Origin of the sequence: Micromonospora rosaria, from assembly GCF_001567585.1 — a bacterium.
In the GTDB taxonomy this organism is placed as follows: Bacteria; Actinomycetota; Actinomycetes; order Mycobacteriales; family Micromonosporaceae; genus Micromonospora; species Micromonospora rosaria.
Map to the genome: position 1 here is coordinate 1 of NZ_LRQV01000024.1, position 21075 is coordinate 21075.

Genomic DNA, 21075 nt, shown 5'->3' on the forward strand with positions numbered 1-21075 from the left:
CTGCGCTCGGGCCCGTTCGCGCCCACCGGCGGCGCGGCGGGGCGGACCGTGGTGCTGCTCGACGACATCGTCACCACCGGGGTCACCCTGGCGGCGGTCAGCCGCACCCTCGACGCCGCCGGTCTCGCCCCGGCCACGGTGGCGGTGCTCGCGGCGACCCGGAAAAGACACCGTTCGTGACCGTCCGTGTTTCCTGTTTCACCCGAAGGTGTACGAGGTGTGAAAAGCATGGGGCGACACCGACAACTGGGGGTGACTGCCGCGGGAATCGGAGTTAGCGTTTGGTGGTCCAGGGTAGAGGTGTCCACACCGCCCCTGGCGGTGGAAGGAGGCGTAGCCCGTATTCAACCGGTCGGCGCCCGAGCGGAGCGACTCCCGTGGGCGGGGCGACCGGATTCCGGATCGAACGACCGTCCGTACGAGGAGGTCACATGGACATCGTTGTCAAGGGCCGTAACGTCGAAGTGCCGGACCACTACCGGGTGCACGTTGCCGAGAAGCTCGCCAAGATCGAACGGTACGACCACAAGCTGATCCGCGTCGATGTCGAGCTGTTCCACGAGCGCAATCCCCGGCAGGCCGACCACTGCCAGCGGATCGAGATCACCTGTGTCTCCCGGGGGCCGGTGATCCGCGCCGAGGCCTGCACCAACGACTTCTACAGCGCGCTGGACGCCGCCATCGCCAAGTTGGACACCCGGCTGCGTCGGGCGGCCGACCGGCGGCGGGTCCACCGGGGCCGGCACGCCCCGCTCTCCGTCGCCGCCGCCACCGCGGGTCTGCCGGTGGCGGACTCCGACACGCCGCTGAGCGCCGCGCTCGCCGCCCGCAACGGCTCGGCCACCGCGGTCGTCGAGCGCGAGGACGAGCCGGAGTACGAGTACGACGACCAGCCCTGGCACATCGCCCGGGAGAAGGTGCACCCGGCCGAACCGATGACCATCGACGACGCCCTGTTCCAGATGGAACTGGTCGGGCACGACTTCTATCTCTTCCAGGACAAGGAGTCCGGCCGCCCGAGCGTCGTCTACCGGCGGCACGCCTACGACTACGGCATCATCTCGCTCGACACCTGACCGGCCCGGCCCGGGACGTCGCGGGCCGACGCGGCGCCGCCGCGACGTCCCGGCCGGCCGAGGGCCGGTCACCCCGGCGGGTCGCCGGTCAGGTCCGTCGGGAGCAGGGCGAAGGTGAGATCGTCGAGGCGGGTGCCGGCCAGGCCGGGCAGCCGTCCGCGCAGCAGCGCCTCCCGGTGGAAGCCGACCCGGTGCAGCACCCGGTGCGACGCGGTGTTGTCGGGGACCGTCCCGGCGACCAGCCGGGCCGCCCCGACCGGGCCGAACGCCCAGCCGGCGAGGAGCCGGACCGCCCGGGTGGCCAGGCCCCGGCCCCGGAACCCGGGCGCCAGCGCGTACCCGATGCTGGCCTGGCCGGTGCCGGGCTCGGCGTAGACCAGTCCGCAACTGCCGGCGAACCGGCCGGTGCCGGCGTCGAGGATCGCCAGCCGGGCCGCCGTACCGGTCAGCCACTGGCTCTCCGCCAGCCGGCAACGCAGGGCGATCACGTGCCGTTCCGGTGGTACCGGCGGCGCCTGGTTCGCCACCACCTCCGGGCGGCTGTGCAGGGCGTACATCTCGTCGGCGTCGCCGGGGGCGAGCCGGCGCAGGGTGACCACGCCGTCGGTGAGCCGGCCGGCGGGCAGGTCGGGCAGGAGCCGGCGGACCGGCCCGTCCGGGTCACCGGCGAGCCGGACGAAGGCCAGCAGGTCCTGCCGCCCGCCGTCGGGCGTCGCGGCGGCGTCGCGGCGTACCCCCTCGGGTCGGAAGCCGGCGGCCAGCGCGACCCGCTGGCTGGCCGGGTCGTCGGCGACGGCGAGCAGCTCCAGGCGGGCCGTGCCGGTGGCGAAGGCGTGCCCGGCCAGCAGCCGGGTGGCCGTGGTGCCGACGCCCCGGCGGCGTGCCCCCGGCAGCACCCAGCACCCGATCTCGGCCTGCCGGCGCTGCGGCACCGGGTTGCCCAGCGCCACCCCGCCGAGCAGCCGGTCGGTGCCGCTGTCGGCGACGGCGTACGCGACCCCACCGGCGGCCCGCAGCCCCGGCACGCCCTCGGCGACCCACCACCGGGCGCGCGCCTCGGTGTCCGGGGCGGGCAGGCCGGGCAGGAACCACCGGGCCAGCGGGTCGTCGCCGGCGGCGACCAGGTCGGCGACGTCGTCCGGCCGGAAGTCCCGCAGCCGCAGCCCGGCCCCCTCGACGACGGCGGCGGGGCCGCCGTCCCCGCCCCGCTGGCCGCCGGACGGGGTCGTCGGTGCGGCGTCGGCGGGTGGCGGGTTCATCCGAGGTCGCCGGGGAGCAACGCGGCCACCCAGCAGTCGACCCGCTGCCCCCGGTGGTCCAGCCTGCCCCGGGCGGTGCCCTCGGCGACGAAACCGGCCTTCTCGGCGGCCCGCCGGGAGGCGGTGTTGCCGGCCACCGCCCGCCACTCGACGCGGGCCAGCCCCAGGGTGGTGAACCCCCAGGTGGCCAGGGCGGTGAGCGCGGCGGGCAGGTACCCCCGGCCCCGGGCGTGCGGCGCGGTCATGAACCCCACGTCGGCCAGGAGCGGATCGGTCGGGTCCAGCCGGAGCTGGACCGAGCCGGCGTACGCGTCGTCCGGGTCGGCGGTGACGAAGTGCGCGCTGGCCCCGGCCGCCCACCCGGCCCGGGTCAGCCGCAGGAACGAGTCGGCGTCGGCGCGCTGGTACGGGTCGGGGACGGTGGTCCACCGGACGGTCTCGGGGTCCTGGCAGGTGGTCACCAGGGCGTCCAGGTCGCGGACCTCCATCGGGCGCAGCCGCAGCTCGACGGCGCCGACGGTGGCGAAGAGGGTGGGTTGCTCCCGGCCGAAGACGGCGGCCCGCCGGGCCGGCAGGGTGCCCGGCCCGGCCGGTCCGGGCGCGCCGGGGGCGGGTACCTCGCCGGGGAGCAGCGAGCCGATCCACCCGTCGCCGGTGCCCTCCGGGCGCGGGGCGGCCAGCCGGAGCCGCCCCTCGATCCGGAATCCGGCCCGGAGCGCGACCAGCCGGGAGGCGTGGTTGCCCACCTCGGCCTGCCAGATCAACCGGCGCAGCTCCAGCGCCCCGAACGCCCACCGGGCCAGGGCCCGCAGGGCCCGGACGGCGACGCCCCGCCCCCGGGCCCAGGGGGCGGTCCAGTAGCCCACCTCGCCGGAGCGCACGGTCTGATCGAGGGAGACCACCCCGCAGGAGCCGAGCAGGTCGCCGGTGGCCGCGTCGCAGACCGCGAACGGCGCGCCGCTGCCGTCGGCCCAGGTCGCCGGGGCCAGGGCGGTGACGAACCGGACCGCGTCCGCCCGCCGGTACGGCCGGGGCACGCCGGTCCAGCGCTGGACGTCCGGGTCCTGGCAGGCGCGGTGCACCGCGTCCGCGTCCGTCGCCCGCCAGGGGCGCAGCAGCAGACCGTCCTCGATGATCTCGGCAGCCTCCATCGGAGCCATCGTGCCGGACGTTCGCCCTGGGCGTAACCGGATAACCGGGTCCGCGCCCCGCGTCGACGTGAATTATGTCGGTTTCCGGCACCCGGAGGGCCGCCACCAGTGACCATCACCCCCTCGGAGCGCCTACGATGGGTCGAGACTGTCTAGGGGAGCGTTGATCCGTGTCGATTCTGGAAAAGGTCCTCCGCGCCGGGGAGGGCCGTATGGTCCGCCGGCTCAAGGCGATCGCGAACGCCGTCAACTCGATCGAGGACGACTACGTCGACCTCTCCGACGAGGAGCTGCGCGGCATGACCGACCAGTTCCGGGAACGGCTCGCCGACGGGGAGACCCTCGACGACCTGCTGCCCGAGGCGTTCGCCGTGTGCCGGGAGGCCGCCGCCCGGGTGCTCGGCCAGCGCCCGTACGACGTCCAGGTGATGGGCGGCGCGGCGCTGCACTTCGGCAACATCGCCGAGATGAAGACCGGTGAGGGCAAGACCCTGACCTCGGTCATGCCGGTCTACCTCAACGCGCTCTCCGGCGACGGCGTGCACGTGGTCACCGTCAACGACTACCTCGCCCAGCGGGACGCGGCGTGGATGGGCCGGGTGCACCAGTTCCTCGGCCTGACCGTCGGCGTGGTGCTGCCCAACCGGCCCTCCAGCGAGCACCGGGCCGCGTACGAGTGCGACATCACGTACGGCACGAACAACGAGTTCGGCTTCGACTACCTGCGCGACAACATGGCCTGGTCGAAGGAGGAGCTGGTCCAGCGCGGCCACAACTTCGCCGTGGTCGACGAGGTCGACTCGATCCTGATCGACGAGGCCCGGACCCCGCTGATCATCTCCGGCCCGGCGGAGCACTCCGCCCGCTGGTACGGCGAGTTCGCCGCCGTGGTGGCCCGGCTCCAGCCCGGCAAGGACGGCGAGGGCGACTACGAGGTCGACTTCTCCAAGCGCACCATCGCGGTCACCGAGCGCGGCGTGGCCAAGGTCGAGGACCGGCTCGGCATCGACAACCTCTACGAGTCGGTGAACACCCCGCTGGTCGGCTACCTGAACAACGCCATCAAGGCCAAGGAGCTCTACAAGCGGGACAAGGACTACATCGTCAGCGAGGGCGAGGTCCTGATCGTCGACGAGTTCACCGGTCGTATCCTGCACGGCCGTCGGTACAACGAGGGCATGCACCAGGCGATCGAGGCCAAGGAGGGGGTGGAGATCAAGCAGGAGAACCAGACCCTGGCCACCATCACCCTCCAGAACTACTTCCGCCTCTACAACAAGCTCTCCGGCATGACCGGTACCGCCCAGACCGAGGCGGGCGAGTTCAACAAGGTCTACAAGGTCGGCGTGGTGACCATCCCCACGCACCGCCCGATGGTCCGCGAGGACCGGGCCGACGTGATCTACAAGACCGAGAAGGCCAAGTTCAACGCGGTCATCGAGGACATCGCCGAGCGGCACGCGATGGGCCAGCCGGTGCTGGTCGGCACGGTCTCGGTGGAGAACTCCGAGGTCCTGTCCACCCTGCTGCGCCGCCGGGGCATCCCGCACTCGGTGCTGAACGCCAAGTTCCACGCCCGGGAGGCGGAGATCGTCGCCCAGGCCGGGCGCAAGGGCGCGGTCACCGTCGCCACCAACATGGCCGGCCGGGGCACGGACATCCTCCTCGGCGGTAACCCCGAGTTCCTCGCCGCCAACGACCTGCGCCAACGCGGCCTCGACCCGGTCGAGCACGAGGAGGAGTACGCCAAGGCGATGGAGGAGGTCCTGCCCACCTGGAAGCAGGCCTGCGACGCCGAGGCGGAGGAGGTCGCCGCCGCCGGTGGCCTGTACGTGCTGGGCACCGAGCGGCACGAGTCCCGCCGGATCGACAACCAGCTCCGTGGTCGGGCCGGCCGGCAGGGCGACCCGGGTGAGTCGCGCTTCTACCTCTCGCTCCAGGACGACCTGATGAAGCGGTTCCGGGCCGGGGCGGTCGAGGCGGTGATGGAGCGCTTCAACATCCCCGAGGACGTGCCCATCGAGTCGAAGATGGTCACCCGTCAGATCAAGGGCGCCCAGGCCCAGATCGAGGGCCAGAACGCCGAGATCCGCAAGAACGTCCTCAAGTACGACGAGGTCATGAACAAGCAGCGCCAGGTGATCTACGCCGAGCGGCTGCGGGTGCTCAACGGGGAGGACCTCTCCGACCAGGTCCGCAACATGATCAACGAGACGGTCGAGGCGTACGTGGTGGGGGCCACCGCCGACGGGTACGCCGAGGACTGGGACCTGGAGCAGCTCTGGACCAACCTCCGGCAGCTCTACCCGGTCGGCGTCACCATCGACGAGCTGACGGAGGAGGTCGGCGGCGAGCGGTCCGGCCTCGACCAGGACTTCCTCGTGTCCCGGCTCAAGGAGGACGCGAACGCCGCGTACGACCGGCGCGAGGAGCAGCTCGGCGAGGAGGGCACCCGTCAGCTCGAACGGATGGTGCTGCTCCAGGTCATCGACCGCAAGTGGCGTGAGCACCTCTACGAGATGGACTACCTCCAGGAGGGCATCAGCCTGCGGGCGTACGCCCAGCGTGACCCGGTGGTGGAGTACCAGCGCGAGGGCTTCGACATGTTCGCCACCATGATGGACGGCATCAAGGAGGAGACGGTCGGCTTCCTCTACAACCTGGAGGTCCAGGTCAACGAGCCGGAGCCGGCGGCCGAGGAGGTCAAGCTCCTGGACAAGCCGGTGGAGATCAAGGCCAAGGGTCTCCAGCAGGCGCCCCGCCAGCAGGGCCTGCAGTACTCCGCCCCGACCATCGACGGTGAGGCCGGCGCCGGCGCGGTGGCCGTCGAGCGGCCCGAGGAGCAGGCGCCGGCGCTGGGCATCGGCCGGTCGGCCAGCTCCGCCGGGCCGGCCAGCGGCAACCAGCGCCGCCCGGCGGGCGGGCTGCGTGGTCCCGCCGTCGCCTCGAACGTGGCCCGCCGGGCCGACCCGGGGCAGGCGGAGTCGGCCAACAACCCCTCCCGCAACGCGCCCTGCCCGTGCGGCTCCGGCCGGAAGTACAAGCGCTGCCACGGTGCCCCCAACGGCGGCGCCTGAGCCGGCGACGACCCGCTGACGCCCCGGGGCACCCACCGACTCGGTGGGTGCCCCGGGGCGTTTGTCGTGCGGGCGGGACGTCCGTCCGTCGTCAGAGCACCTGCAACGCGGTGCAGAGCCACCGGCCGCGCTGCTGCTCCAGGCGTAGCGCCATGGCCCAGCTCCGCCCGGCGGTGGTGCCGAGGACGGCGGCGACCTCGACGGCGGCCTCCTGCGGCTGACACACCCGGATCCGGCGCAGCCGCACGGCCGGCCGGGTCGACCGGCGGCGTACCGGACCGCAGCGGGCGGCGCCCCGGGCCAACTGCTCGGCCAGGTCGGCGGCCCGGCCCGGGGCGGCCAGGGGCCGCAACTGCCCCGGCGGGCGGTAGCCGTTGAGGATCTCCACGCACATGGTGACGAAGCGGTGCGCGGCGCGTCCGGCCTCCGGGTTGGTCGTGCCGCCGGCCCCGCCGGCCGGTGCGGCCGGCCCGCGCCCGCCCGGTCGGGTCGGGGTGGGCCGGGGCTCGTGGCGGCGGCCGGCGGGGCGCCCCGGCTCCCGGGGGAGGGTCGTGAAGAGGTCGAGCGCGAGCTGGGCGCTCGACGGGCGGGGCCACAGGTCCGTGGGGTCCTCGGTGAAGGGCGGGTCGAGCGGGGGGACGGGCCGTAACCGGACCGGGGGGCGCGTCGAGCCGGGGCGACGGATGTCGACCATCTCAAACCCTTCGTTTGCCTTCGTTTGCCTCCGATGAGTGTCCAGTGTCGAGGACATCGGTACTCGTCGTCAATGGCCGTCCGGGTCGGGGAGACTACTCGGCGTCACGCTCGGTCAGCGGGTTGTCCCGTACCCAGGCGGCCGTCTCGGCGTACTTGAGCTGGATGTACTCCTCCAGGCGGGCCCGCTCGACCCGCCACTGACCACGGCCACCGATCTTGATCGCGGGCAGCTCCCCGCTGCGCACCATGTGGTACACCTGCGAATCCGACACGTTCAGCTCGGCGGCCACGTCGGAGAGCAGGAGGAACCTCGGCTCCACCAGAAACTCCCGGGGTTGGCGTACGTTTGGTTCAGTTTGCCACCGACCACTGACACCGACCCTCCGCTGTGCGGCCGGGAATCCGCAGGACACGTGCCCCGGAACGGCCGTCGGAGCCCCGCCGGGGTGTATGACGGTCTGGGCGTACGGCATGATCGGCGCTCGGGACCGGCGGCCCGCCGGCCCCAGGGAGACAGCGGGAGGCGACCGGTGGGTGACGAGCTGATCCGGGTGTACGTGCCGGCGACCGTGCCGATGCTGACGACGCTGCGCACCGAGGGGCTGGCCGCGACCGAGGCGCACGCGGTCACCCCGGCGCTGCGCGAGTGGTACGCCGAGGGCGACGAGGAGGAACTGGAGTACGTCGCCTTCACCCGGGCCGCCCAGGACGCGCTGCCGTTGCTGCACGACGACCCGACCGCGCCCCGCCGCCGGGTCGTCGTCTCGGTGGACCTGCCGGCGGGGGCCGTCGGCCGGGGCGACACCGAGCTGGGCTCCAGCGTCGTCCGGCTGACCGGGCCGGTCCCGGTGAGCGCGGTCGCCGCGCTGCACGTGGACGGGGCCGAGGCGGTCGCCGACGTCACCGCCGCCGCCGAGGTGGTCACCACGGCGCTGGCCGGCGACCCGGACGCCCAGTTCACCGTCGACGGCACCGAGGACCACGAGCTGGAGTGGTACGCCGTCAGCGAGCTGGATCTGCTGCTGCACGCGGCGACCTGACCGGCCCCGCCACGCGCCCACCGGTCACGTCGGTCGGCGCGGTTCCGGTGGGGGGCTACGCCTAGCGGGCCGCCCTTCCGGGCCGGGCGAGGGCCTCCACCGGCTCGTCCTCGTCGGCCGGAGCCGGCCCCAGGGCCCGGCCGAAGGCGATCAGCGCGGCCAGCGCGCCGACGAAGAGTACCCAGATCCCGTTGTCGACGCGGGAGGTGCCGAGGGAGGTCTGTGCCACCGCGTCCGCCTCGCTCAGCGCGCTGGCCAGGTCGAGCAGGGACCGGCCGCCGATCCGGATGATCACCTCGGCGATCAGCAGGGACAGCCCGGGGCCCGCCCCGGCGACCAGGTACGCCGGCCAGCGCGGCGCCGGGGTCGCCGGGTTCCGGCGGCGGGCCCGCCGCAGCGACCAGGTCAGGTAGCCGAACGCCAGCAGGCCGGCGAGGACCCCGGCGAGCAGCGACTCGGTCCGCGACACCCACTTGGCCGCGCTGACCAGCGCCTCCTGCCCGCCCTCGCCGCCGAAGGCGGCGAAGAGCGGGTCGCGGGCCCGGCTGAACGCGACCACGAAGATCAGTACGCCGAGCGTCGACATCACGACCGCGCCGGCCGCCGCCGTGTGGCGGACCCCGGCCACCGCACCGCCGATGGTGGCCGCGGCGGCGGCCGTACCGGCGATGACGTTGGTCGTCGCGGTGTCGCTGTAGGTCAGGTTGATCGCCACCGCCGTGCCGGCGCCGACCAGCAGGCCGGTCACGATCGCCGCGAGGAAGCGCGGGGTGGCCTGGTCGAAGCCCCGCCGGGCGAGCAGGTTCACCGCCGCGAGGGCGATCCCGGCCCCGGCGACCAGCGCCGCCGAGATGACACCGGGCAGCGCGAACGCCGAGAGGCTGATCGCGGTGATGCCGGCCTCGGCCGAGGTGATCGCGGCCCGGGTCGACCAGAGCATCGCGGCCAGCCAGCCGGCGGCCAGCACCGCGAGCACCGCCGCGCCCGGCGCCGGCACCGGGCTGCTCCCGGCCCCGGCGGCGTCGGTCGGGTCGCTCGCCCCGGCCGCCCCGGTGCCCCCGTCGGTGGTGGTGCCCCCGTCGGCGGGCTCTCCCTCGGGGGTGGTCTTCCCGCTCGCCGCCGGATCCGCGCCGGTGGCGGCCCCGTCGCTGGTCGTCGCGGTCCCGTCGCTCGGGACGGACTCCGCGCTCGGGACGGACCCCGCGCTCGGGACGGACTCCGCGCTCGTCCGGGTCGGGGCGCTCCCGTCCGCCGCCGACGGGCCGGCGGTCGCCTGGTCCGCGGTGGTGGCGCTGCCGGGATCGTTGCTCATCGTCTCCCCTTCGACGGGCGTCCCGGCCCCGGGCACGACTCCGGGTCCGGGCGGGTCACCGGCCACCCAGGGTACGCGCCCCGTCCCGACCCCCGGTGCGGTGCCGGTCCGCCGGGCCGCCCGCCGCACGGGGCGTGGCGGGCGGCCGACGCCCGGTCCCGGAGCACCCGGCGGCCCCGGTACGCGTGACAGAATCGCCGCAGGTCCTGCCGCCGCGACCGGTACCCCGTGCGCGGCGTCGGCGTCCGGCCACCCGGCCGGCCCGCCCGCAGGGCCGTTTTCGCCACCGCTGCCGAGACCATCAGGAGCCGTGATGGACGCCGTCTTCCAGGTACCCGAGCCACACAACGAGCCGGTCCGCACCTACGAGCCGGGTAGTGCCGACCGGAAACGGCTCCAGCAGCGACTGGTCGAGTTGGCCGCCGAGCGGATCGACCTGCCGATGACGATCGCCGGCGAGCGGCGGATGGCCGGCGGCGACCCGATCGACGTGGTCCAGCCGCACCGGCACGCGCACGTGCTCGGGGTCACCGGGCACGCCACCCACGACGACGCCCGCGCGGCGGTCGGGGCCGCCAAGGAGGCCGCCCCGGCGTGGCGGGCGCTGTCCTTCGAGGAGCGGGCGGCGGTCTTCCTGCGCGCCGCCGAACTGCTCGCCGGGCCCTGGCGCGACACCCTCAACGCGGCGACCATGCTCGGCCAGTCGAAGACCGTGGTCCAGGCCGAGATCGACGCGGCCTGTGAGCTGATCGACTTCCTCCGGTTCAACGTGCACTTCGCCCGGCGCCTGCTGGAGGAGCAGCCGCGCTCCTCGGCCGGCGTGTGGAACCGGTTCGACCACCGCCCGCTGGAGGGCTTCGTCTACGCGATCACGCCGTTCAACTTCACCGCGATCGCCGGCAACCTCCCCTCGGCCCCGGCGCTGCTCGGCAACACCGTGGTCTGGAAGCCGTCGCCGACCCAGCAGTTCGCGGCCCACTTCACCATGCGGCTGTTCGAGGCGGCCGGCCTCCCGCCCGGCGTGATCAACATGGTCACCGGCCGGGGTGAGGAGGTCTCCGAGGTGGCCCTCGCCGACCCGGACCTGGCCGGCATCCACTTCACCGGGTCCACGAAGGTCTTCCAGCACCTGTGGCGGACGGTCGGCGAGAACATCGCCGGGTACCGGGGCTACCCCCGGCTGGTCGGCGAGACCGGCGGCAAGGACTTCGTGGTCGCGCACGCCAGCGCCGACCCGGACGCCCTGCACACCGCCCTGCTCCGGGGCGCCTACGAGTACCAGGGGCAGAAGTGCTCGGCGGCCTCCCGGGCGTACGTCCCCCGGTCCCTGTGGGAGGGTGGGCTGCGTGACCGGCTGGCCGCCAGCGCCGACGCGCTGACGTACGGCGACGTCACCGACTTCGGCAACTTCGGCGGCGCGGTGATCGACGCCAAGGCGTTCTCGCGGCACACCGCCGCGCTGGAGTTGATCAACGGCGACGACGCCTGCACGGTGCTGGCCGGCGGCACCGCCGACGACTCGGTCGGGTGGTTCGTCCGGCCGACCCTGTTCGAGTGCGCCGACCCCGCGCACGAGACGTTCACCACCGAGTACTTCGGTCCCATCCTCGGCGTGCACGTCTTCGACGACGCCCGCTTCGACGAGGTGGTCGCCCAGGCCGAGTCGATCGCGCCGTACGCGCTGACCGGGTCGGTCTTCGCCACCGACCGCCGAGTGGTCGACGCCGTCGCCGAGCGGATGCGGTACGCGGCCGGCAACTTCTACGTCAACGACAAGCCCACCGGGGCGGTGGTCGGGCAGCAGCCGTTCGGCGGGGCGCGGGCCAGCGGCACCAACGACAAGGCCGGCTCCTGGCACAACCTGGTCCGCTGGATGTCCCCCCGGACCATCAAGGAGACCTTCGTCCCGCCGACCGACCACCGGTACCCGCACATGGGCTGAACCGGTCGACCGGCCCCCGGCGTCACCGGTCCGGGTGACGCCGGGGGCGCCCGGCGGCCGGCTCCGGCCAGGACGGACGTGACCTGCCGGGGTCACCGGGTGTGATCTGGTGCACCCGACAGCGGAACTGTCCGCCGCCGACAGTGCACATAGGAAGTCTCCACGAGTGGCGAAATAGTGAAATCCTGGACGCCGGGACGGCAAAGTGGCAGCGTAAGGGGCATGGCGGAATCCGGAGTCAACCCCACGGCGGCAGCTCTGCTCGGGCTGCTCCATGCGGGCCCCATGACAGGCGGCCAACTGATGGCCGCCGCCGAGCGCCGACTGGCGCCGTACTGGTCGATGACGCGCAGTCAGGTCTACCGCGAATTGCCGGTGCTGGCGGAGCGGGGTTTCGTGCGCCTGGGCAAGCCCGGTCCCCGGATGAGCCAGCCGTACGCGATCACCGCCGCCGGAAAACGGACATTCTCCCGGTGGCTGGCCGAAAACCCCGGGAAGGACACCATCCGGAACCCGGTGGCGCTGCGGATCGCCTTCGCCGACCTGCACTCGGCCAGCCAGCTCCGCAACCTCTACGCCACGGCCAACGAGTACCACACCGAGGCGCTGGCGGCGGTCCGGGAGCAGGTGAAGAACGCCAAGAAGGAAGGCGAGACGTACGACGCCAGCGCGCTGGAGTTCGCCGTCGCCTACCACAAGGCCGCCCTCTCCTGGCTGAAGAGCGCCCCGGTCAGCTGACCCGACCGGACCGCCGAGCAGCCCAACGCCCCCCGAACTGGGCTGATTGTGGCTCGGCCTGCGGGGCTCGCACGCTCACTCCTTGCCCGAGCAGGGTCACTTTTCGCTCGGGCCTGCGGGGCTGGCACGCTCACTCCTCGCCCGAGCTGGGCTGATTTTGGCTCGGCCTGCGGGGCTCGCAAGCTCACTCCTCGCCCGAGCAGTACGCTTGTCTGTCGTGACCGCTGCCGATTACGCCGAAAAGCTCAAGGAACTCGACGCGACCCTGCGCAACATCGAGGCCGTGCTCAACCTCGACCGGTTGCGGGAGGACAAGGCCCGTCTGGAGCAGGAGGCCTCCGCGCCGGATCTCTGGGACGACCAGGCCCGGGCGCAGCAGGTGACCTCCCAGCTGTCGTACGTCAACGGTGAGATCAGCAAGCTGGGCAGCCTGCGCTCCCGGCTCGACGACGCGCACGTGCTGCTGGAGCTGGCCGAGGCGGAGAGCGACGCCGGGGCGCTCGGTGAGGTCGAGTCCGAGGTCGTCGGGTTGACCAAGGCCATCCAGGAGATGGAGGTCCGCACCCTGCTCTCCGGCGAGTACGACTCGCGGGAGGCGCTGGTCGCCATCCGGGCGGGTGCCGGCGGCGTGGACGCGGCCGACTTCGCCGAGATGCTGCTGCGGATGTACCTGCGCTGGGCCGAGCGGCACGGCTACCCGACCGAGGTCTACGAGACCTCGTACGCGGAGGAGGCGGGCCTGAAGTCGGCCACCTTCACGGTCAAGGTGCCGTACGCCTACGGCACGCTCAGTGTCGAGTCGGGCACCCACCGGCTGGTCCGGATCAGCCCCTTCGACAACCAGGGGCGGCGGCAGACCAGCTTCGCCGGGGTGGAGGTGCTCCCGGTCGTCGAGCAGACCGACCAGGTCGACATCCCCGAGAACGAGATGCGGGTCGACGTGTACCGCTCCTCGGGGCCGGGGGGCCAGTCGGTCAACACCACCGACTCGGCGGTGCGGATCACCCACATCCCGACCGGCATCGTGGTCACCTGCCAGAACGAGAAGTCCCAGCTCCAGAACAAGGCGTCCGCCCTGCGGGTGCTCCAGGCCCGGCTGCTGGAGCGCAAGCGCCAGGAGGAACAGGCCAAGCTGGAGGGTCTGAAGACCGACGCCGCCGGCTCCTGGGGCGACCAGATGCGCTCGTACGTCCTGCACCCGTATCAGATGGTGAAGGATCTGCGTACCGAGCAGGAGACGGGCAACCCCAGCTCGGTCTTCGACGGGGAGCTGGACGACTTCATCGAAGCCGGTATCCGCTGGCGCAAGCAGCGGCAGCTCGCCGGCGACAGCGCGTGACCAAGCGCGGGCGCTGCGCTCCGTCGATCTCCTGCTGAACGGCTATTTGGATGACGCGCCTCGCATCATCGGGGCGTAGCACTTGGCGTTCCGATTACACGGCGTAGACTCACCACCCGTGATTCAGCTTGAGCAAGTGACGAAGACGTACCCGAAGGCGTCCCGGCCTTCGCTCGACAACGTGTCCGTCTCGATCGAGAAGGGCGAGTTCGTCTTCTTCATCGGCCCCTCGGGCTCCGGTAAGTCCACGATCATCAAGATGCTGCTGCACGAGGTCACCCCCAACAAGGGGAAGGTCATCGTCAACAGCAAGGACGTCACCTCGCTGCGGTCCTGGAAGCGTCCGCACTTCCGGCGCTCCATCGGCTGCGTCTTCCAGGACTTCCGGCTGCTGCCGAACCGCACGGCGTACGAGAACGTCGCGTTCGCCCTGGAGGTCATCGGCAAGACCAAGGCGGTCGCCCGCCGGGTCGTGCCGGAGGTGCTGGAACTGGTCGGGCTCGGCGGCAAGGAGCACCGGTACCCCCACGAGCTCTCCGGTGGTGAGCAGCAGCGTGTCGCCGTCGCGCGGGCGTTCGTCAACCGCCCGTTGATCCTGCTGGCCGACGAGCCGACCGGTAACCTCGACCCGGACACCTCCATCGAGATCATGCGCCTGCTGGACCGGATCAACCGCACCGGCACGACCGTCGTGATGGTCACGCACGACTCCAACATCGTGAACCAGATGCGGCGCCGGGTGATCGAGATCGAGAGCGGCCGGATCGTGCGCGACCAGGCCCGCGGCGTCTACGGGTGAGCCGGACCTCCACCCCTGCCGTACACCCTGACGAACACCTCATGCCGGAGACCCGGAGGAACCCCCGATGCGCGTGAAATACGTCCTGTCCGAGGTACTGGTCGGACTGTGGCGCAACGTGACCATGACCATCGCGATGATCATCACGATGGCGGTGTCGTTGACCATGCTCGGCGTCAGCGGCCTGGTCTACAACAAGGTCGCCGACATGAAGAACCTGTACTTCGAGAACGTCGAGGTCTCGATCTTCCTGGAGCCGGAGGTGGCCGAGGAGCAGCGGACCGCGTTGGACGGCCAGCTCCGCTCCGACCCGCTGATCCGCGAGGTCATCTACGTCGACAAGACCGAGGCGTACGAGCGGTTCAAGGACATGTACCAGGACGCCCCCGACCTGGTGAGCGCGGTCAAGCCGGAGCAGCTGCCGGAGTCGTTCCGGCTGCGGCTGGTCGACCCGGAGCAGTACCGGCAGATCAACGAGCAGTACCAGAGCGTCGAGGGCGTCGACCAGATCGTCGACCAGAGCCGGGTCCTCGACAAGATCTTCAACCTCTTCACCGCCGGGCAGAACGTGGCCCTGGTGGCCGCCATCGCGATGGCGATCGCCGCCCTCCTGCTGGTGGCGAACACCATCCAGGTCGCGGCGTACAGCAAGCGGCGTGAGGTGGCCGTCATGAAGCTGGTCGGTGCCTCGAACTGGTTCATCCAGGCGCCGTTCGTGCTGGAGGCGGTCGTCGCCGGGCTGGTCGGTTCGATCCTCGGCCTCGGTGCCCTGGTCGGGTTGAAGGTGTTCCTCTTCGACGGGGCGCTGAGCACTCTGCAGGGGCTTTTCTCCCCGGTGAGCTGGGGCGAGATCTTCCTGACCTTCCCGATCATGGCGGGCGTGGGCGCGCTGGTCAGCGCGGTCACCGCCTGGGTCACCCTCCGCTTCTACCTGCGGGTCTAGTTGCCTCGTCGGGTCTGAGGGACACGTCAGGGCCCTCCCGCGCCGGGAACAAAACGGCGCGGGAGGGTCGTTCCCGTTCGGGTAGCATGATCTCCGCCCGACGGCCGGACGGTCGTGGGCGGGAAGCCGGAAGGGGGTGGCGCCGATGCCACGGGAGAAGGGGCGCACGGTCGTCGCCTCCAACAAGAAGGCGCGGCACGACTACAGCATCCTCGACACGTACGAGGCGGGGATGGCGTTGACCGGCACCGAGGTCAAGTCGCTGCGGGCCGGCCGCGCCTCGCTGGTGGACGCCTTCGCCCAGGAGCGCAACGGCGAGCTGTACCTGCACGGGATGCACATCCCGGAGTACACCCAGGGCACCTGGACCAACCACGAGCCCCGGCGGACCCGCAAGCTCCTGCTCAAGCGGCTGGAGATCGACCGGCTGATCGGCAAGACCCGCGAGGGCGGCCTGACCATGGTGCCGTTGCAGGTCTACTTCTCCGACGGCTGGGCCAAGGTGGAGATCGCCCTGGCCAAGGGCAAGAAGTCGTACGACAAGCGGCAGGACCTCGCCAAGCGGGACGCGGACCGGGAGATCGCCCGGGCCGCCGGCCGGCGCGGCAAGGGGATGCACGAGTAGTTCGTCCGCTCCGTGCCCTCTGTCGCCTGGTGTCCGGTTCGGCTGCCGGGTCGATCGGGGGCTCGGGGATGAAAGCCGTTGCGCGAGGCGTTAGGCTTGGTGTGCTGCCACAGGGGCAGCCGTCGAGGGGGTGACTGGTTTCGACTTCGTGCGTTGCGGCAGGGGAAGCGAGCCGAGGAAGCCGACGTCGTCTCGTGAATCGGTCGTCGGAAAACAATAAGCGCCAAGCAAAATCGCGCTGACTTCGCTCTCGCCGCCTGAGGCGAGTAGTGAGTCTGTCGGCCTGGGAGCGCCTTCGACCCAGTTAGCCGGCATCAGCTAGAAGGCTGGCCAATCGGACCCGGTCGCGGGGTCCGTGCGGCGAGATCAATCAGCGACTGGGCCCGTCACACCGACTCGCTCGCGTGATCGGAGGGGCCGAGTAGAGGCATAGCGAGCTGCGCTCGGAGAAGCCCTGACAAGGCGGCGAAGGACCCGGGTTCGATTCCCGGCACCTCCACCACCCAGTGCGCCCCGGTCCCTGCGGACCGGGGCGCGCTGCTGTTTCCCCCCGTCCACGCGAGGAGGGCGGGTGGGGGAACCGGTGGGGGTGGGTGGCCGTCGGAGGGGTATGCGTCGAGTCGTTGGTCTGCTGGGGTTGCCGCTGGTGCTGGTCGTCGGCTGTGGGCCGGCCGGTTCGGAGGGTGCGGGTCACGGTCAGCCGCCTGACGCGGCGAGCGCCGGGACGCCGCAGAGTGGACCGGGCGGTGGTGCGGAGGGTCAGCGTGCCGCGTTCGAGCAGCGCGCCGCGCAGGTCGCCGAGGCCTGGCGACCCGGTCCGACCTGGACCTCCGGGTACGTCCCGTTGCAGGAGCCGACGGTACTGCTCGGCGCTCCGGCGTTCACCCCGCAGACGGAGCAGGCGTACCGCTCGGGGTGGTACCGGGTGCGGGTCGACCTGCCCACCGCCCGGCCACCCGACGGGGTGATCCGCTTCCCGGCCGGTACCCGCTCGGTGCCGCTGGTCAGCGCGGCAAACGCGTACCGCCAGCTCGACCAGGGCGACCCGCCGTCCTGCCCACCGGAGCCCGGTGGCGGTGTGCCGGAGCCCCGCAAGGGCGGGCCGGTCGTGCCGCCCGGCCCGGACGACCCGGTCCAGACCCAGGCCCCGAGGACGTGCGTGTCGTTGACGGTGACCGAGGCGGAGCTGGGTACGGCCCCGGTGCGGACCAGCCGGGGGGTGGCACAGGTGCCGGCCTGGCTGTTCACCGTGGCGGAACTGGACGCGCGGGTGGCCCGGCTCGCGGTCGCCCCGGCGGCGGTCGACGCGGTGCCGGAGGCGACCCCGCCCTCGTCGCCGGCCCCGGAGGGGCTGGTCGGCGCCGTCGGGCTCGACGCGGTGGCCGGCGACCGGATCGACCTGCGGCTCGGCCTGGGCGCCTGCGACACCGACATCACCCCGCTGGTGTGGGAACGGGACGACCTGGTGGTGCTCGGCGGTGGGGTGGTCCGCTCGACGGACGTCTGCACCGAGCAACTCCAACTCGAACCGGTCTCGGTCACCCTCCGGGCCCCGCTCGGTGACCGGACGGTGCTCGACGCGCTCACCGGCGCACCGGTCCGGCTGCACAGCCCCTGAGCCGTGCCGGCCGGTCAGAGGATCGGGGGGATCTCGGTGCTGATCGGCACCGGCAGCACGGTCGGGCCGTCGGCCAGCAGGCCGGCGGCGAGGGCGTCGCCGAGGTCGTCCGGGGTGGTGGCCACGGTGGCGGCGCAGCCGTACCCCCGGGCCAGCGCGGTGAGGTCCACCCCGGGCAGGTCCAGCCCGGGTACCCCGGGGGTGTCCTTGAGCGCGGCGAACGACTTCAGGATGGCGTACTGCTGGTTGATCGGGACCACGACGACCAGCGGGAGCCGGAGCCGGGCGGCGGTCCAGAGCGCCTGCACCGAGTAGTGGAACGAGCCGTCGCCGATCACCGCCACCACCGGCCGGCGGCGGCCGGTGTCCCGTTCGGCCAGGGCGATCCCGACGGCCGCCGGCAGCCCGAAGCCGAGCCCGCCGCTGGCCATGGTGAAGTAGGACGCCGGTCGCCGGATCCACAGCCGTCGGCGCAGCGCGGCCAGGTTGGACGGTGACTCCTGGACCAGCACCCCGTCGGCCGGCCAGTGCCGGGCCAGCGCGGCGAAGAGCGCGTCGGCGGTGAGCGGGGTGCCGGTCCGCGGCGGGTCGGGGGCCGGGCGGGGCGACGGCTCCGGGCGGGCCGCGACCGGCAGCAGGTCCACCAGCGCGGCGAGGGTCAGCCCCGGGTCGCCGAGCAGGCTGTCGCCGACCGGGGCGCGGGCGGCCTCGTCCGGGTCGTCGGTGACGTGCAGCAGCCGGGCCCCGTCCGGCAGGTGGTCGCCCGGCAGGTGCGGGTAGTAGCGGAACACCGGCGCGCCGACCACCAGCACCGTGTCGTGGCCGCGCAGCGTCTCGGCCAGGGGTGCGATGGCGTACGGCAGGACTCCCCGGAAGTACGGGTGGTCCTCGGGGAAGCTGGCCCGCTCCGGGGCCGGGGCGGACCAGACCGGGGCGTGCAGTTTCTCCGCCAACGCCACCGCCGCCGGCCACGCCCGCGCGCGGTCCACCGCCGCCCCGAGCACCAGGGCGGGGGTACGGCTGGCCGCCACGAGGTCGGCGAAGTCGCGCAGCCGCCGGGGATCGGGGGCGTACCGGGTGGCGACCGTACGGACCTGTGGGGGCGGGTCGGCGGGCTGCTCCCAGTCGTCCATCGGCAGGGAGAGGAAGACCGGGCCGGTGGGCGGCTGCACGGCGGTGGCGTACGCCCGCATCAGGGCCGCCGGGATGTCCTGGGCGCGGACCGGCTCGTGACTCCACTTCACGTACGGCCGGGCCAGGTCGGTGGCGTTCGGGCTGGCCAGCCGGGGCTCCAGGAGCAGCATCCGCCGGCTCTGCTGACCGGCGGTGACGATCAGGGGGGTGCGGTTGTGCCAGGCGGTGACCAGGTTGCCCATCCCGTTGCCGGTACCCGGGGCGGTGTGCAGGTTGACGTGCGCGGGACGGCCGGTGGCCTGGGCGTACCCGTCGGCCATCGCCACCGCGGAGGCCTCCTGGAGGGCGAGGACGTAGTGGAAGTCGGCGGGGAAGTCCTGGAGGAACGGTTCCTCGGTGGAGCCGGGGTTGCCGAACAGGGTGGTCAGGCCGAGGCTGCGGAGCAGGTCGTAGGTGGCGTCGCGGACTGTGGCCATCGTCACCCCACCTCTCGTCTGCGGCACCCCCGTCGCCGAATCTATCCGGACAACTCTCGTGAACGGGGTGATTTGCTCGGGCGAGGAGGAACGGGAGCCGGCCGGCGGCACCCTGCCGGGCGGCTCCGGTACCTGCTGGGTGACGTCGTCGGGGACGGGGGGTGGGCGACGCCGACGATCGTCCCTGCTCGGCCGCCGGACCCGTCCGGGTAACCCGTGATGTGCGTCGATCACCTGCCGGTCAGACCTTAGCCAGCACCGCAGGCGCAGGCTATGGTGCCAGGCATGGCGGTGACAGCGCGGACGGTCCGGGCGGGCGGTGTGCCCCCGGCGTGGCGGACACGGTTGCGGCCCGGGTCGGCCGGGCACGACCACCGATGCGGGGGCCGTCGCGCCGCAGTGCGGTTGGCGGATGGTTGACATGCAGGGAGAGGGACAGGCGATCGGCGGTCGTTCGATGGAGTCGATGACCGGCCGCCTGCTGGTCGCGACTCCCGCGCTCAAGGACCCGAACTTCGACCGTACGGTGGTGCTGCTCGTCGCGCACGAGGCGGGCGGGGCGCTCGGGGTGGTGCTCAACCGGGCCACCGAGGTGCCGGTCGCCGACGTGCTCGGCGACTGGAGCGACCTCGCCCGGCACCCGGCGGTGCTCTTCGAGGGCGGCCCGGTGCAACCCGACTCGGCGATCTGCCTGGCCCGCCTGCGCCACCCGGTACGCCGGCTGCGCGGCTTCCACCAGGTCTCCGGCGCGGTCGGCACGGTCGACCTGTCGGTGGACCCGGAGAAACTGCGGGAGAACGTCACCGGCATCCGGGTCTTCGCCGGCTACTCCGGCTGGGGCGCCGGCCAGCTCGAACAGGAGATCGAGGAGGGCTCCTGGTTCGTGCTGGACGCCCTGCCCGGGGACGCCTTCGTCGACCGGCCCGACGATCTCTGGCCGATGGTGCTGCGCCGGCAGGGCGGAATGATGGCCGCCGTCGCCCACTTCCCGCCGGACGTGACGCTGAACTGATCCGCCCGGCGACGACCGCCGGACCGGGACCCCGCGATGTGACCGGGGCGGCCGACATGTGTATAGTTTCGCCAGTGCCCGGGCAACCGGGACAGCAGCAAGGGGCCGTGGCGCAGCTGGTAGCGCACCACACTGGCAGTGTGGGGGTCAGGGGTTCGAGTCCCCTCGGCTCCACCTCGCAGAGCGTAGGTGGACAGGCATCAGTCATCGACTGGTGCCTGTTTTTCGTGTCGACCGGGCGTCGCACCGCACTCCGGTGGTCGGGACCCCCGGACGAGGATCCGACGGTACGACCTGTCACGGGATGGGGCGGCGATGATCGATGCCGGGCTGACGGACCGGGCGGGGCGGCGCGTACGGCTGCGGCCCGTCGACGACGACAACTGGCGGGCGGTGGCGGACGTCGTGCCCCGCGACGACCAACGGGACTTCGTCGCGCCGTCGGCCGCGCGGTACCTGCTGCTCAGCCTGCGTGAAGGGGTGTGGCGGTCGCTGGCGGTCTGTGCCGACGAGGAGGTCGTCGGCCACGTCATGTGGGGCTGGGACGACGACGACCAGCGGTACTGGATCGGCGGCATGGTGATCGACGCGTCGCGGCAGGGCGCCGGACTGGGCCGCGCCACCGTCCTGACCCTGGTGCGCTGCCTGATGGAGCGGCCCGACTGTCCGGCCGTCCGGCTGTCCGTCCACGCCTCGAACGACACGGCCCGCCGGCTCTACGGCTCGGTCGGCTTCCGGGACCTGGAGTGGGACGGGGACGGCGAGGTCGTCGCGGAGCTGACCCGCGAGCGGCTCCCGGACCTGGCGGCCTGACTCCGGCGTCACCGCACGGTCCGCG

The 21075-nt window shown here is 72.7% G+C and carries 19 protein-coding genes, 1 tRNA gene and 1 other RNA gene; 15 read left to right on the top strand and 6 right to left on the bottom strand.

Going from position 1 to position 21075, the window contains the following annotated elements; all coding sequences use genetic code 11:
• Both AWW66_RS09535 and hpf read left to right on the top strand, forming a co-directional pair.
• Positions 1–180 (top strand): phosphoribosyltransferase family protein (locus tag AWW66_RS09535; protein ID WP_281179579.1); only part of this gene is annotated, 180 nt, incomplete at its 5' end.
• Positions 181–431: 251 nt separating this feature from the next.
• A complete protein-coding gene (gene hpf / locus AWW66_RS09540) occupies positions 432–1076 on the top strand; it encodes a ribosome hibernation-promoting factor, HPF/YfiA family (RefSeq protein WP_067362921.1) in 645 nt (214 codons plus the stop codon).
• 68 nt (positions 1077–1144) lie between these two features.
• Here hpf and AWW66_RS09545 read toward each other — a convergent pair whose 3' ends face one another.
• Positions 1145–2335, bottom strand: a complete 1191-nt coding sequence (locus AWW66_RS09545; protein ID WP_083978357.1) for a GNAT family N-acetyltransferase — start codon at positions 2333–2335, stop codon at positions 1145–1147.
• Positions 2332–3486, bottom strand: a complete 1155-nt coding sequence (locus tag AWW66_RS09550) for a GNAT family N-acetyltransferase (protein ID WP_067362923.1) — start codon at positions 3484–3486, stop codon at positions 2332–2334. The genes AWW66_RS09545 and AWW66_RS09550 overlap by 4 nt, the downstream gene beginning before the upstream one ends.
• Before the next feature lie 170 nt (positions 3487–3656).
• Between AWW66_RS09550 and secA the strand changes: the two genes are divergently transcribed.
• Positions 3657–6563 carry a preprotein translocase subunit SecA gene (gene secA, locus AWW66_RS09555; RefSeq protein WP_067362926.1) on the top strand — a complete coding sequence of 969 codons (2907 nt, stop codon included), beginning with the start codon at positions 3657–3659 and terminating at the stop codon, positions 6561–6563.
• Positions 6564–6654: 91 nt separating this feature from the next.
• On the opposite strand, the gene AWW66_RS09560 is transcribed toward secA, so the two are convergent.
• Entirely contained in the window at positions 6655–7257 is a 603-nt protein-coding gene (locus tag AWW66_RS09560; RefSeq protein WP_067362929.1) for an Rv3235 family protein, read from the bottom strand.
• A gap of 94 nt (positions 7258–7351) precedes the next feature.
• Entirely contained in the window at positions 7352–7582 is a 231-nt protein-coding gene (locus AWW66_RS09565; protein ID WP_211271896.1) for a helix-turn-helix domain-containing protein, read from the bottom strand.
• Between the two features lie 207 nt (positions 7583–7789).
• Here AWW66_RS09565 and AWW66_RS09570 point away from each other — a divergent pair, with 207 nt between their 5' ends.
• A complete protein-coding gene (locus AWW66_RS09570) occupies positions 7790–8299 on the top strand; it encodes a DUF6912 family protein (protein WP_067362934.1) in 510 nt (169 codons plus the stop codon).
• 61 nt (positions 8300–8360) lie between these two features.
• Here the strand turns inward: AWW66_RS09570 and AWW66_RS09575 are convergent, their stop codons facing one another.
• The gene (locus AWW66_RS09575) at positions 8361–9611 is read right to left on the bottom strand and encodes a hypothetical protein (RefSeq protein ID WP_083978358.1); all 1251 of its coding nucleotides are present in this window, start codon (positions 9609–9611) and stop codon (positions 8361–8363) included.
• Positions 9612–9924: 313 nt separating this feature from the next.
• Here AWW66_RS09575 and pruA point away from each other — a divergent pair, with 313 nt between their 5' ends.
• The 8 genes from pruA to AWW66_RS09615 all read left to right on the top strand — a co-directional run bounded on the left by pruA (position 9925) and on the right by AWW66_RS09615 (position 17615).
• On the top strand, positions 9925–11553 hold the full coding sequence (pruA, locus tag AWW66_RS09580; protein ID WP_067362936.1) for an L-glutamate gamma-semialdehyde dehydrogenase: 1629 nt from the start codon (positions 9925–9927) through the stop codon (positions 11551–11553).
• Between the two features lie 222 nt (positions 11554–11775).
• Positions 11776–12291: a helix-turn-helix transcriptional regulator gene (locus AWW66_RS09585; RefSeq protein WP_067362939.1), complete on the top strand. Its 516-nt coding sequence runs from the start codon at positions 11776–11778 to the stop codon at positions 12289–12291.
• A 217-nt stretch (positions 12292–12508) separates the two neighbouring features.
• The gene (gene prfB / locus AWW66_RS09590; RefSeq protein WP_067362942.1) at positions 12509–13630 is read left to right on the top strand and encodes a peptide chain release factor 2; all 1122 of its coding nucleotides are present in this window, start codon (positions 12509–12511) and stop codon (positions 13628–13630) included.
• Positions 13631–13748: 118 nt separating this feature from the next.
• The gene (ftsE, locus tag AWW66_RS09595) at positions 13749–14429 is read left to right on the top strand and encodes a cell division ATP-binding protein FtsE (protein ID WP_067362944.1); all 681 of its coding nucleotides are present in this window, start codon (positions 13749–13751) and stop codon (positions 14427–14429) included.
• Between the two features lie 67 nt (positions 14430–14496).
• Entirely contained in the window at positions 14497–15372 is an 876-nt protein-coding gene (gene ftsX, locus AWW66_RS09600; RefSeq protein WP_067362947.1) for a permease-like cell division protein FtsX, read from the top strand.
• 145 nt (positions 15373–15517) lie between these two features.
• The gene (smpB, locus tag AWW66_RS09605) at positions 15518–15997 is read left to right on the top strand and encodes an SsrA-binding protein SmpB (RefSeq protein ID WP_067363053.1); all 480 of its coding nucleotides are present in this window, start codon (positions 15518–15520) and stop codon (positions 15995–15997) included.
• Between the two features lie 126 nt (positions 15998–16123).
• Positions 16124–16499: a transfer-messenger RNA gene (gene ssrA, locus AWW66_RS09610) on the top strand.
• A 108-nt stretch (positions 16500–16607) separates the two neighbouring features.
• Positions 16608–17615, top strand: coding sequence for a hypothetical protein (locus AWW66_RS09615; RefSeq protein WP_067362950.1), 1008 nt, complete (start codon positions 16608–16610; stop codon positions 17613–17615).
• 14 nt (positions 17616–17629) lie between these two features.
• Here AWW66_RS09615 and mdlC read toward each other — a convergent pair whose 3' ends face one another.
• Positions 17630–19225, bottom strand: a complete 1596-nt coding sequence (gene mdlC, locus AWW66_RS09620) for a benzoylformate decarboxylase (protein WP_067363056.1) — start codon at positions 19223–19225, stop codon at positions 17630–17632.
• A gap of 421 nt (positions 19226–19646) precedes the next feature.
• Between mdlC and AWW66_RS09625 the strand changes: the two genes are divergently transcribed.
• From AWW66_RS09625 to AWW66_RS09635, 3 genes are all read left to right on the top strand, one after another.
• On the top strand, positions 19647–20237 hold the full coding sequence (locus AWW66_RS09625) for a YqgE/AlgH family protein (protein WP_067362953.1): 591 nt from the start codon (positions 19647–19649) through the stop codon (positions 20235–20237).
• A gap of 101 nt (positions 20238–20338) precedes the next feature.
• Positions 20339–20411, top strand: a tRNA-Ala gene (locus tag AWW66_RS09630).
• Between the two features lie 141 nt (positions 20412–20552).
• Complete coding sequence (locus AWW66_RS09635) at positions 20553–21050, top strand: GNAT family N-acetyltransferase (protein ID WP_067362956.1); 498 nt, start codon at positions 20553–20555, stop codon at positions 21048–21050.
• The last annotated feature ends 25 nt before the right edge of the window (positions 21051–21075 follow it).